This window comes from Ruegeria sp. AF5 (assembly GCF_056541905.1).
Genome location: NZ_JBQFYZ010000003.1, coordinates 133,605 through 145,546, shown reverse-complemented (window position 1 = coordinate 145,546; position 11,942 = coordinate 133,605). Strand labels below are relative to the sequence as shown.

General features: G+C 55.4%; 11 protein-coding genes. 9 read left to right on the top strand and 2 right to left on the bottom strand.

The window, feature by feature from the left end; translation table 11 throughout:
* The first annotated feature begins 79 nt into the window (after window positions 1-79).
* On the top strand, window positions 80-628 hold the full coding sequence (locus ACR0DS_RS06895; RefSeq protein WP_480558540.1) for a redoxin family protein: 549 nt from the start codon (window positions 80-82) through the stop codon (window positions 626-628).
* 50 nt (window positions 629-678) lie between these two features.
* Here the strand turns inward: ACR0DS_RS06895 and ACR0DS_RS06890 are convergent, their stop codons facing one another.
* On the bottom strand, window positions 679-1,761 hold the full coding sequence (locus ACR0DS_RS06890; protein WP_480481179.1) for a DUF6456 domain-containing protein: 1,083 nt from the start codon (window positions 1,759-1,761) through the stop codon (window positions 679-681).
* A gap of 241 nt (window positions 1,762-2,002) precedes the next feature.
* Here ACR0DS_RS06890 and ACR0DS_RS06885 point away from each other — a divergent pair, with 241 nt between their 5' ends.
* On the top strand, window positions 2,003-2,302 hold the full coding sequence (locus ACR0DS_RS06885) for a DUF6477 family protein (protein ID WP_480481181.1): 300 nt from the start codon (window positions 2,003-2,005) through the stop codon (window positions 2,300-2,302).
* Here ACR0DS_RS06885 and ACR0DS_RS06880 read toward each other — a convergent pair whose 3' ends face one another.
* Window positions 2,303-3,847, bottom strand: a complete 1,545-nt coding sequence (locus ACR0DS_RS06880; protein WP_480481183.1) for a trimethylamine methyltransferase family protein — start codon at window positions 3,845-3,847, stop codon at window positions 2,303-2,305. It lies immediately after the preceding gene.
* Between the two features lie 306 nt (window positions 3,848-4,153).
* On the opposite strand from ACR0DS_RS06880, the gene guaA reads away from it, so the two are divergent.
* From guaA to ACR0DS_RS06845, 7 genes are all read left to right on the top strand, one after another.
* Entirely contained in the window at window positions 4,154-5,713 is a 1,560-nt protein-coding gene (gene guaA, locus ACR0DS_RS06875) for a glutamine-hydrolyzing GMP synthase (RefSeq protein ID WP_480558542.1), read from the top strand.
* 211 nt (window positions 5,714-5,924) lie between these two features.
* Entirely contained in the window at window positions 5,925-6,830 is a 906-nt protein-coding gene (locus ACR0DS_RS06870; RefSeq protein WP_480558544.1) for a DMT family transporter, read from the top strand.
* Between the two features lie 123 nt (window positions 6,831-6,953).
* Entirely contained in the window at window positions 6,954-8,117 is a 1,164-nt protein-coding gene (locus ACR0DS_RS06865) for an OmpP1/FadL family transporter (RefSeq protein WP_480481189.1), read from the top strand.
* Between the two features lie 99 nt (window positions 8,118-8,216).
* Window positions 8,217-9,113: a DMT family transporter gene (locus ACR0DS_RS06860; protein ID WP_480472451.1), complete on the top strand. Its 897-nt coding sequence runs from the start codon at window positions 8,217-8,219 to the stop codon at window positions 9,111-9,113.
* Between the two features lie 46 nt (window positions 9,114-9,159).
* Complete coding sequence (locus ACR0DS_RS06855; protein WP_480472449.1) at window positions 9,160-10,032, top strand: ATPase; 873 nt, start codon at window positions 9,160-9,162, stop codon at window positions 10,030-10,032.
* Window positions 10,033-10,068: 36 nt separating this feature from the next.
* A complete protein-coding gene (gene metA, locus ACR0DS_RS06850; RefSeq protein ID WP_480481193.1) occupies window positions 10,069-10,986 on the top strand; it encodes a homoserine O-acetyltransferase MetA in 918 nt (305 codons plus the stop codon).
* Window positions 10,976-11,929, top strand: coding sequence for an alpha/beta fold hydrolase (locus ACR0DS_RS06845; protein WP_480558546.1), 954 nt, complete (start codon window positions 10,976-10,978; stop codon window positions 11,927-11,929). The genes metA and ACR0DS_RS06845 overlap by 11 nt, the downstream gene beginning before the upstream one ends.
* Window positions 11,930-11,942: the final 13 nt, after the last annotated feature.

Below are 11,942 nucleotides of genomic sequence, written 5' to 3'. Positions count from 1 at the left end.
CGGCGTTTCGTCGATTGAAGGTAGTTTGGAACTGTTTTAAGTCACAACAAAATCACAAGTGAATCACAGGAGCTTGACCATGAAATCCGGCGCAATTCTGCCCAACGTGACCTTTCACACCCGTGTCCGTGATGACTCAATCGAAGGACCAAACCCATTCCGTTGGGAAGACAAGTCCACCGCTGACTATTTTGCAGGAAAACGCGTGATCCTGTTCTCGTTGCCCGGTGCGTTCACGCCCACCTGCTCGACATATCAACTGCCCGGCTTTGAAAACGGGTATAGCGATTTCATTGCCCGGGGCGTCGATGAAATCTACTGCATGTCTGTCAACGACAGCTTTGTGATGAACAAATGGGCGCAAGATCAGGGCCTGACCAACGTAAAGGTCATTCCGGATGGATCGGGCGAGTTCACCCGCAAAATGGGTATGCTGGTTGACAAGGATAATCTGGGCTTTGGCATGCGGTCATGGCGCTATGCGGCCATCGTAAACGACGGCGTTGTCGAATCCTGGTTCGAAGAACCTGGCCTGATGGATAACTGCCCCGAAGATCCCTATGGCGTGTCTTCGCCCGAAAACCTGATGAAACATCTTCAGGCGACGGCAGAGCCCGAACTGGCCTGAGTATTAACAAGACGAATAAAGGCCCGTTATGACGGGCCTTTTTTGTGCCTTCAGCCAATCATGCGGTCGCGTTCAGCCTGATCCTGATAGTGGCGTTTCAGCCGCTGTAATGCGATCCGCAGAACAATCTTGCCGGATCGTGCAGACCAGCCCATACGCTTTTCCGCCAGTTCCAACCCTTCGAGATAGCAACAACACCGCAGGGCAACGTCACTTAGTCCGGGGCCAAGATCAGACAAGGCCCGCGCCACGCGATCCCGCGCATCGGATGACCCCTTTCCTCCGTGGCTTTCACTGTCATAACAGCCACGGCCACCAGCCGTAAGAAACCGGTCCCAGTTCTGTGAAACCTGTGGGCCAATCTGCGCCAATTCGAAATCTTCGCGCAAACGCTCTCCGGCGCTGACAAGCGATTCATCCAGAAAAGGCTTGCCATCGCGGTCACGCCTGCGTGCAAGGGCAACCAACGGGCTTTCCGTGGCGCTATAGCGAATGCGCTTGATCCGGTCAGCCGCCCCGGCCGACGTCTTAGACTGAAACAACGACTGGGCTTCGGCAAATCCAAATTCAGTCCCCACCCGCGCCTTGTTTTCCGCTTTCGCAATCAGGTGGCTCAGGGCCGTTCGGCCAGCTGCAGAAATCCGATACCGTGAAATACGACCGGGGTTATCGCAGGAAATCCAGTCCTTTAAGGCCAGAGCCTGAGCGATCTCGCAATCGACGACCGCGGTTCTGGTCGCTCCGGCGTTGCCGGTGTCGCGAACGACTACCGCTTTGTCCATTTCTTCAGCCACGGCAAGAACCGAACCGGTTTCACTCAGGCGGCGCAAAATGCGCAATGCTTCTCTTTCGAACGCTTCTTCCTGGGCAGCTTCATCCGCGATCACGACCGCGTCGCCTGCGTCATCGGACATGGAAAAATGTGTTTCTGCCAGCGATTGCAAAGCAGCATCCACCAATGGATCGTCACGGCGCATCTCGATACGCCGGATTTGCCGGAGGATGGTTGACGCATGGCAGCCTGCCGATCTCGCGATATCGCGGATCGAGCGTCCGGTTTCGGTATGAGCAAGGTATCTTTGCGCCCCCTCTGGAACCCATGCCGGAATGGTGAAAGCCATGTTGTTTTCCATGATTATTTGCCCTCGTCGACAAAACAAAATGTCACTTTTCGCCCTCGGATTGCGGGTTAACCAAATCTAACTAGAGGTCCATTCGTTACTCGTTCGTTAACCTCACAAGGCGCGAACCAGATTTGATTCAAAAAGATAAACAGTCGTGAAACCATCGTTCGGAGAGGCTGTCACGCAGGCAACACCCGCTTAGGTTGTGCATTTAATGGTCCCGTAAACCCTCAGACACAGGACACATAAGATGCAGGACCTGATGACAATGATCTCAACGCTTCACCGCCCACGCATGTTGGCAAGAGCCGCCAATTTCGGAGCGAGAGAGTACAACCGGGACAGGCATCTGCAACGTATTCTGGGATACGGATCATTGCCGGGTTCAGGTCAGGCCCTGCTGCGACTGATGGAGATGGAAAAAGAGGTAAATGAACTGCGCAAAGAAGATGATGCCGCATACTCTCTGGTCCGGCATCTCGACATTCTTATCGCGCTGTTGGGTGAGGCGCGGCTGTATCAGGCCAGCCGCGCCCCGGTCCTTCAGTAATCAGGAGAACGCATCCGGCAAGGAGGCCTTTTTCTCGGCGATATAGGCTTCCAGCGCTGCGGCTGTATCCGGTTCCATATGCGGTTGCTGGTAATTAGCCAGCAGGTGTTCAACCCGCGCAGAGGCCAGAGCCCGCGTATCACGCGCGCCTTCTTCCTGCCAGGTTTCATATGGCTTGTAGTCCAGCAGATCGGACTTCCAGAACGATTCCTTGAAGTTCGCCTGCGTGTGGGCACATCCTAGGTAATGCCCGCCCGGGCCAACTTCCCGGATCGCATCCATGGCCTGCGCGTTTTCGTCATAGGCCACGCCCTTGGCCAGCGAATGCAAAACACCCAACTGGTCGGCATCCATAACGAATTTCTCGAAGTCGGCCACCAGGCCGCCTTCCAGCCAGCCGCAGGCATGCAACATGAAGTTCACGCCAGCCAACAGTCCCATATTCAGCGAGTTCGCTGTTTCATAAGCCGCCTGCGCATCCGGAAGTTTCGAGCCACAGAACGATCCTGCGGACCGATAGGGCAAGTTCAGACGCCGCGCCAGCTGACCCGCGCCATAGGTGATATGCGCAGCTTCTGGTGTTCCGAAGGTCGGGGCACCTGAATTCATGTCGATCGAAGTCACGAATGCACCAAAGATCGCGGGTGCACCGGGACGGACGATCTGGCTGTACGCCACACCGGCAAGAACCTCGGCCAGAACCTGTGTCAAAGTACCGGCTACCGAGACCGGCGCCATCGCGCCGCCCACAATAAAGGGCGAGATGATGCAGGCCTGATTGTTACGTGCATAGACTTCCAGCGAGCCCATCATCACATCGTCGAATGTCATCGGCGAGTTGATGTTGGTCAGCGACGTCATCACCGTGTTTTGCTGAACGAACTCCTTGCCGAACAGGATTTCGCACATTTCGACCGAATCCTGCGCCCGGCTGGGATCGGTCACAGAACCCATGAAAGGCTTGTCCGACAGGGTCATGTGCGCCTTCAACATGTCCAGATGGCGCTTGTTCACCGGAATGTCGGTCGGCTCACACACAGTACCGCCCGAATGGTGCAACCACTTGGACATATAGGCGAGTTTCACGAACTTGTTGAAGTCGTCCATCGTCGCGTATCGACGGCCGCCCTGTGCATCGCGCACGAAAGGAGGGCCGTAAACCGGGGCCAGAACCATGTTTCGACCACCGATTACGACCGATTTCTCGGGGTTGCGGGCATGTTGGGTAAACTCGCTGGGCGCAGTTTTGATCAGCTCACGAGCCAGGCCACGCGGAATGCGCACGCGTTCACCGTCGATATCCGCGCCAGCGTCGCGCCAGCGTTCCAGAGCGGCAGGGTTATCAACAAAGTTAACACCGATCTCTTCCAACACGGTTTCCGCATTGTTTTCGATGATCTCCAGTGCCTCTTCATTGAGGATTTCGAAGTTCGGAATGTTGCGTTCGATGTATTTCGCGGTCTCGATACGAACTGCAGTCCGCTCGGCACGGCGGGCAGCGCCACCGCCACCTCTCGCCCTGCGCCGGGTGTTTGCCTCGGTCATGAGAAGATCCCGTGTTGTTGGTTAGATTGAGCGTTTGATACAGGTTTGCCGGAACGCAAGCATAGGGATTGCGGCACGTTGGGGGAAAAAGCGACATTGCCGTTCTGCAATCCCGCCAACGGGCTGCCATTGGGGATAATCGGATTTTGGAAAGTGCGGCCCAATTGTTACCGCACCTGTCTATTTCGGATCACGAACGGCGGGAAACACGAGTGCCGAAGGCCTGTGTGGCGATCTTCATCGAATCCCGCGCCGGAATCGGACCTCGCTCTTGCGAAATGTGCAGGCTTGCCCTAAGGCGCTGACATGACCCAGACATCCCACGACCGCCTTCTGATCATCGACTTCGGCAGCCAGGTTACGCAGCTTATTGCCCGCCGCCTGCGCGAACTGAATGTCTATTGCGAAATTCACCCTTACCAGAATGTCACGATGGATTTCGTGCGGGAAATGGCCCCGCGCGCCGTGATCTTCTCGGGCGGGCCGGACAGTGTGACGCGCGAAGGGTCGCCCCGTGCTCCGCAAGAGATTTTTGACTACGGCGTGCCGATTCTGGGCATCTGTTATGGCCAGCAAGTGATGATGCACCAGCTTGGCGGCAAGGTCGAAAGTGGCCATGGCACCGCCGAGTTCGGTCGGGCTTTTGTCACGCCAAAAGACGAACTGGAAATTCTGAAGGGCTGGTTTGACGACGGGGATGAACAGGTCTGGATGAGCCACGGTGACCACGTCAGTGAAATCGCGCCGGGATTTCAGGTCTTTGGCACATCGCCTAACGCGCCCTTTGCGATCACAGCCGATCCAGCGCGCCATTTCTATGCCGTGCAGTTCCACCCCGAGGTGCACCACACGCCCAAGGGCGCGAAGCTGTACGAGAACTTCGTCAAGCTGGCCGGTTTCAAGGGCGACTGGACCATGGGGGCCTATCGCGAGGAGATGATCCGCAAGATCCGCGAGCAGGTTGGTGACAAGAAGGTCATCTGCGGTTTGTCGGGCGGCGTTGACAGCTCGGTCGCGGCGATCCTGATCCACGAGGCGATTGGAGACCAGTTGACCTGCGTCTTCGTTGACCACGGGCTGTTGCGCAAGAACGAGGCGACAGAAGTCGTCGGCATGTTCCGCGACAACTACAATATCCAACTGATCCACGCGGACGAATCCGAACTGTTCCTTGGCGAGCTTGAAGGGCAAAGCGACCCGGAGACCAAACGCAAGATCATCGGCAAACTGTTCATCGACGTGTTCCAGAAACACGCCGATACCATTGAAGGGGCCGAGTTCCTGGCCCAGGGAACGCTTTATCCGGATGTAATCGAATCGGTGTCATTTTCGGGCGGTCCTTCTGTAACCATCAAATCGCACCACAATGTCGGTGGCTTGCCGGAAAAGATGGGCCTGAAACTGGTCGAACCCCTGCGAGAGCTGTTCAAGGATGAGGTTCGCGCGCTTGGCCGTGAACTTGGCCTTCCGCAGAGTTTCATCGGGCGTCACCCCTTCCCCGGGCCCGGTCTGGCAATCCGCTGCCCCGGCGAGATCACACGTGAAAAACTGGGTATTTTGCAGGAAGCCGATGCGATCTATATCGACCAGATCCGTAAACACGGCCTCTATGACGACATCTGGCAGGCTTTTGTCGCCATCTTGCCAGTGCGCACGGTAGGCGTCATGGGTGATGGACGCACCTATGACTACGCCTGTGCGCTGCGGGCCGTCACATCTGTCGATGGCATGACCGCAGACTACTACCCGTTCAGCCATGAGTTCCTGGGCGAAACGGCAACGCGGATCATCAATGAGGTTAAGGGCATCAACCGGTGCACCTATGACATCACATCGAAACCACCCGGCACCATCGAGTGGGAATAACCGGTGGGTGTCTGCGTAAAACTTAACTGATTGAGCTGCAAAACGTCCTTCTCGTTCAAGCCTTTGTTCGGGGCAGTCATCTATACGACCTTGAATCTGGTGCACCTTCGACGTTTGAATGGCCGGGCAAACCTAGCCTGCTTATCATAAGCTCTTGGCCTTGCGGTCTTTTGGCCGCGCGGCTACGCGACGAACCTGAGGGACGCCCGAAATGAGCCATGCGCAGAAAGACGTGTTGAAGGCCGGTCTATGGATGACAGGTGCGATCGCCTCATTCTCATCCATGGCGGTTGCAGGGCGTGAGCTGAGTTCTGCGCATGATACCTTTGAAATCATGATGTATCGCAGCATCGTGGGGTTCGTTGTTGTTGCAACAGTCCTGACTTTAACGCGCAACTGGCAGCAGGTTTCAGCCGAACGGCTGGGATTGCATGCTTTACGAAACACCTTACACTTTACAGGGCAAAATCTCTGGTTCTACGCCGTGGCAGTGGCTCCTTTGGCACAGGTTTTCGCGCTGGAGTTCACTCAACCGCTTTGGGTGATCCTGCTTTCGCCGCTGTTTCTGAACGAACGGTTGACCCCGCTCAAGTTGATTGCGGCGCTAATTGGGTTTTCAGGGGTTCTGATCGTCACACGCCCAGGCGCTGCCCCCCTGAGCCCCGGCTTAATAACAGCAGCGGCATCAGCGGTTTTCTTTGCGTTTACAACGATTACCACCAAGAAGCTTACGCGATTTGCCAGTATTGGGTGTATCGTTTTCTGGCTGACCGCAATGCAAGCGGTCCTTGGGGCCACAGCCGCTGGCATCGACGGTCAGATTGTGCTTCCGACAATGCAAACCGCGCCCTACTTGATTCTGGTTGGGTTGGCGGGTTTGCTGGCGCATTTTTGCATTACCAATGCCCTGTCTATCGCCCCGGCAACCGTCGTAATTCCCTTTGATTTTGCACGCCTTCCGACAATCGCGGTGATCGGAATGATCCTCTATCACGAGCCCATCGACCATTGGGTGCTGATCGGCGCCGCTATCATCTTTGCAGGCATTTTCCTGAACATCTGGTCCGAAAATCGTAACAGTTTAGCAACAGTTCAGAACTGTAGTGGCAACAAGTAACGCACCGTCACCAGTTGACCTTAAACTAACTGAAAAGAAAGTATCGCGCATTACACACGAGTAGGCGCTGGACTCACTCAATTCTTCGCCAGGCAAATACTCGAAAAAGTTCGGGAGGACAGAATGAAAACAACACTACTCGCAACGTGCGCTTTGTGCGTTGGAGCAACGGCTGGTTTTGCAGGCGGCCTGGACCGCAGCGGTCAGGGTATCAACCTGATCTTTGAAGAAGGCTCTGCAGTTCAGTTTCGGTTGGGGTATACCGACCCAAGCGTGACCGGTACGATGCCAGACGTTTTTGGCACAAATGGTGGCCAACCCGTTGATTCAGGTGAAGTTGCGAACGACTTTTTTACACCGCACTTGGGGTACAAAACGGCGCTTACAGAAAAGCTTGATTTCGCCATCATGTATGATCAGCCCTTCGGTGCCGATATTCAGTACGCGAGCACGTATCCCTTGTCTATCAACCCAATTCCCGGCGGTCGAACCGACAGCCTGAGGGCGACAGCGGATACAGATGCCATCACAGCGCTGCTGCGCTACAAATTCGATGGCGGGTTCAGTGCGATCGGTGGTATTCGCGCGCAGCGCGTCAAGGCCTCGATAACTGTTCCCATTACCGCAGGCTATCAGGTGGATACCAGCGCTGATACCGCTTTTGGGTATGTTGTTGGTGTCGCCTGGGAAAAACCCGAAATCGCAGCACGTGTATCGCTGACTTATAACTCCAAGATCAGCCACGACCTTTCGCAGACAGAATCGCTCAATCCGCCTCCTATCCCACCAATTCCGCCGGGGACTGTGGCAACGTTCAACACCACAAGTGAGATTGAAACACCGCAGTCAATCAACTTGGATTTCCAGACCGGTGTGGCGCCCAAGACATTGTTGTTTGGCTCGATCCGTTGGGTCGACTGGCCACAGCTTGTGTATAACCCGCCAAACTATCCGCCGACCACGAACCTGGTTGACTATGACGAAGCCACCTTCACCTACTCTCTGGGTTTGGGCTATCAGTTCTCGGAAGAGTTTTCTGGTGCTGTGACACTGGGCTACGAATCTTCCCAAGGTACGCCGGTGTCGAACCTCGGCCCGACAGATGGGTTCTGGAGCATCGGTCTGGGTGGCACCTATTCTCTTGAGAATGCCAAAATTTCCGGTGGTGTACGTTACACGGATATCGGAGATGCCACCGCGAATGGCGCCGGTCCGGCGGCACGTGGTACATTCACAGGCAACAGCGCCTGGAGCGTTGGTTTCCAGATCACATACGCTCTGAACTGATCTGAGTATCATATGTTCCTACAAAGCCTCGCAGTTTCTGCGGGGCTTTTTCGCATGAACCGGGTCGCCGTTGGTTAACTTCAATGAAACAGTGCCCGTATGGATGCACAAAAACACCTCTCTCTTCGCGCCTGGGCCGAGCTTTTGTTGCTTGGACTGATCTGGGGCGCCTCCTTTGTTTCCATCCGGGTCGCTCTGGACACGCTTCCCGTGATGACGTCGGTTTTGCATCGCACATTCTGGGCCATGCTTGTCTTGTGGCTGGTGACTTGGATCAAGGGGATCAAGGTGCCGCGCTCGCCCGGTATCTGGGGCGCTTTTTTGGTCATGGGGCTATTGAACAACGTCATCCCCTTTAGCCTGATGGCTTGGGGGCAGCTGTACATTGACACGGGTCTGACGGCGATCCTGAACGCGGCGACTGCGATCTTCGGCGTTCTGATTGCAGCACTGTTTTTTCGCGACGAACGATTGACAAAGACCCGGCTACTGGGTGTCTGCTTGGGCTTTCTTGGTGTCTCAATCGCGATCGGAGTGCAGAATTTCTTGAATTTCAGCCTGCAAAGCACCGCTCAGATTGCAGTGTTGACCGGAACAGTTTCCTACGCATGTGCCGCGGCTTGGGCGAGGCAAACGTTATCGCACCTTTCCCCAGTGATTGCCGCCGCCGGTATGCTGACGGCTTCGACAGTGCTGGTATTACCAATAACACTAGCAGTTGATGGAATACCCAGCTTGGCGTTACCCGCGATAACCTGGGCGGCCATCGGGTATTATGCGATAGTCGCAACGGCCGGCGCATATCTGCTTTACTATCGGGTTTTGGCAATGGCCGGCAGTGGCAATCTGATGCTGGTGACGCTTGTCATACCCCCGGTCGCTATTGTTCTGGGCGCATTGCTGCGCGAAGAGTCCCTGTCCCCAAACGCCTTTCTGGGCTTTGCCGTTCTGGCGATTGGCCTTTTGGTTCTGAATCGTTCGTCCCGGCCCAATTGACGCCGTGCGCTGCCCGATTTAGCTAGGGCAAAAAGGACAGCGCAAAATGATCTACACCTCAGCCAATGACTGGCGCACCGCAAGCCGCAAGAAAGTGCTGTTCTTTGGCATGTCAGGATTAGGCAAGACCTACGTATCCAACATCCTCAGAGATTCCGGGAACTGGTTCCACTACTCGATCGATTACCGGATCGGAACGCGCTATATGGGCGAGTACATCACCGACAATGCCAAGGCCGAGGCCATGAAAGTTCCGTTCTTGCGTGAACTGCTGTTGTCGGATTCGATCTATATCGGTTCGAATATTTCATTCGCCAATCTGACACCTGTTGCTGCTTATCTGGGCAAGCCGGGAAACCCCGATCTGGGCGGCTTGGACATGCCGGAATACCGCCGCAGGCAGGAACAGTTTCGCTTGGCCGAAATTCATGCGCTGCTGGACACCGAATACTTCATCGACCGCGCCGAGCGTCTGTACAAATATCCTCACTTTATCTGCGATACGGGCGGATCCATCTGCGAGTGGGTGGATCCCAAAGACCCAAGGGATCAGGTTTTGTCCGAACTCGCGCGGCACACCCTCATGATCTGGCTGAAGGGTGACGAGGGTCATACGGCCGATCTTGTGCGCCGTTTCGACAAGGCCCCAAAACCCATGTCCTATCAGGCCGATTTCCTGACCCGTTCCTGGACAGAGTATCTGGATCAACACGGCTGTGCAGAGACCGAGGTCAACCCCGATGATTTTGTCCGCTGGACCTATGCACAAGCCCTGGCCCATCGTCAGCCCCGGTACGAGGCGATGGCAAAGAACTGGGGCGTGACGATTGATGCCAATGACATCGGCAAGATCCGCGATGCGGCCGATTTCGATGAGTTGATCGAACGTACCCTTGAGGCCAGACGCAATAACGCCTAACTACCAGTTTTCCCTAATCTCTTCGAAGTCAGACACATGCCCATCAAAATCCCCTCAGATCTGCCCGCTTTCGACGTCCTGAACAAAGAGGGCGTTATGGTCATGTCCGAGGATCAGGCAATGCGTCAGGATATTCGCCCCCTGCGCATCGGGTTGCTGAATCTGATGCCGAAGAAGATTCAGACGGAAAACCAGTTTGCGCGCCTGATCGGCGCAACCCCGTTGCAGATCGAACTGTCTTTGATCCGTATGACGGAACACCAGACAAAAACCACCGCCGCCGAGCATATGTCCGAGTTCTATCAGCCTTTTCAGGAGGTCAAGGACCATAAATTTGATGGCCTGATCATTACTGGCGCGCCAATCGAGCATCTGGAATTTGGTGACGTCACCTATTGGGATGAAATCAGCGAAATCTTTGACTGGACTCAGACAAACGTACATTCAACCTTTGGAGTTTGTTGGGGCGGGATGGCGATGATCAACCATTTTCATGGTGTCCGAAAACACATGCTGGATGCCAAGGCCTTTGGCTGTTTCCGTCACCGCAACCTGAACCCTGCATCACCTTTTTTGCGTGGGTTCTCAGACGATTGCGTTATCCCAGTCAGCCGCTGGACGGAAATGAAACAAGATGAGATCGACGCCGCGCAGGGTTTGACGACCCTGCTGGGCAGCGACGATGTAGGCCCTTGTCTGGTCGAGGATCCCAGCCATCGCGCGCTGTATATCTTCAACCATTTTGAATATGACAGCGACACGCTGAAACAGGAGTATGACCGTGACGTCGCCAATGACACGCCCATCAACGTGCCGATCAACTACTATCCGGATGATGACCCATCCAAGACACCTCAAAACCGTTGGCGCAGCCACGCGCATCTTCTTTACGGAAACTGGATAAACGAAATCTATCAGACGACGCCTTTTGATATGAGCGAAATTGGCCGCTAAAACATTGATATCCTTTGGCCTCATCATTCTGGGCCTTGCCGTTGTGACTGCGTGGCGCAGCGCCCGGAACGAAGCACAGGCAGAAGCGGCTTTCCCACCCGAAGGCCAGATTCTTGATGTCGACGGGATCGCCGTTCATGCGGTTATCATGGGGAATGGGCCGGATGTTGTCCTTCTTCACGGCTCAAGCGGCAACACCCGCGACATGACCTTTGCGCTGGCACCCATTCTGGCGGAAAACTACCGCGTCATCGTTTTTGACCGGCCCGGCCTGGGGTTTTCAGAAAGTTTCAACCCAGACGGTGAAACGATCACGGAGCAAGCGGATATCCTGCAAAAAGCTGCTGCCCAACTTGGGGCGGAAAAGCCTGTCGTTGCGGGCCAAAGCTATGGTGGTTCAGTGGCACTTGCATGGGCGGTCACAAGGCCCGAGGATCTCTCGGCGCTTGTTTTGATCGCACCTGCTGCCATTCCGTGGGAAACGCCGCTGGATGGGTTTAACCAATTGGCATCTACCACGGTCGGCAACGCGCTCGCCCTGCCCCTGATCTCTTCCTTCGTGCCCGATTGGTACGTGGCACGGGCATTGGACACTGTATTTGCGCCTCAATCGACCCCCGCTGGATACGCCGAACATTTCGGACCCGGCCTGACCATCCGGCGCAGTTCCATGCATGCAAATGCCAAGCAACGGGCCAATCTATTGGATGAGATAACCCAATTGCAGCCGAAATACGGTGAGATTTCAGTGCCAACCGAAATCGTTCACGGCACCGCCGACGACACTGTCGGCCTCGAGTGGCATTCCCGACGTCTGATCCAGCAAATCCCGCAGGCCGAACTGGTCGCGTTACCAGGGATCGGTCACATGCCGCAGGTTGTCGCAGCGCCCGAGGTTGCCTCCGCAATTGATCGTGCAGCGCGGCGTGCAGGTTTGCGTTAATCCAAGCTCTAAT

Excerpts from the sequence above, each read along its gene's own strand:
- metA (WP_480481193.1), top strand. The coding sequence starts at position 10,069 with ATGCCCATCAAAATCCCCTCAGATCTGCCCGCTTTCGACGTCCTGAAC.
- ACR0DS_RS06865 (WP_480481189.1), top strand. The coding sequence starts at position 6,954 with ATGAAAACAACACTACTCGCAACGTGCGCTTTGTGCGTTGGAGCAACG.
- ACR0DS_RS06860 (WP_480472451.1), top strand. The coding sequence starts at position 8,217 with ATGGATGCACAAAAACACCTCTCTCTTCGCGCCTGGGCCGAGCTTTTG.
- ACR0DS_RS06890 (WP_480481179.1), bottom strand. The coding sequence starts at position 1,761 with ATGGAAAACAACATGGCTTTCACCATTCCGGCATGGGTTCCAGAGGGG.
- guaA (WP_480558542.1), top strand. The coding sequence starts at position 4,154 with ATGACCCAGACATCCCACGACCGCCTTCTGATCATCGACTTCGGCAGC.
- ACR0DS_RS06855 (WP_480472449.1), top strand. The coding sequence starts at position 9,160 with ATGATCTACACCTCAGCCAATGACTGGCGCACCGCAAGCCGCAAGAAA.
- ACR0DS_RS06880 (WP_480481183.1), bottom strand. The coding sequence starts at position 3,847 with ATGACCGAGGCAAACACCCGGCGCAGGGCGAGAGGTGGCGGTGGCGCT.
- ACR0DS_RS06895 (WP_480558540.1), top strand. The coding sequence starts at position 80 with ATGAAATCCGGCGCAATTCTGCCCAACGTGACCTTTCACACCCGTGTC.
- ACR0DS_RS06870 (WP_480558544.1), top strand. The coding sequence starts at position 5,925 with ATGAGCCATGCGCAGAAAGACGTGTTGAAGGCCGGTCTATGGATGACA.
- ACR0DS_RS06885 (WP_480481181.1), top strand. The coding sequence starts at position 2,003 with ATGCAGGACCTGATGACAATGATCTCAACGCTTCACCGCCCACGCATG.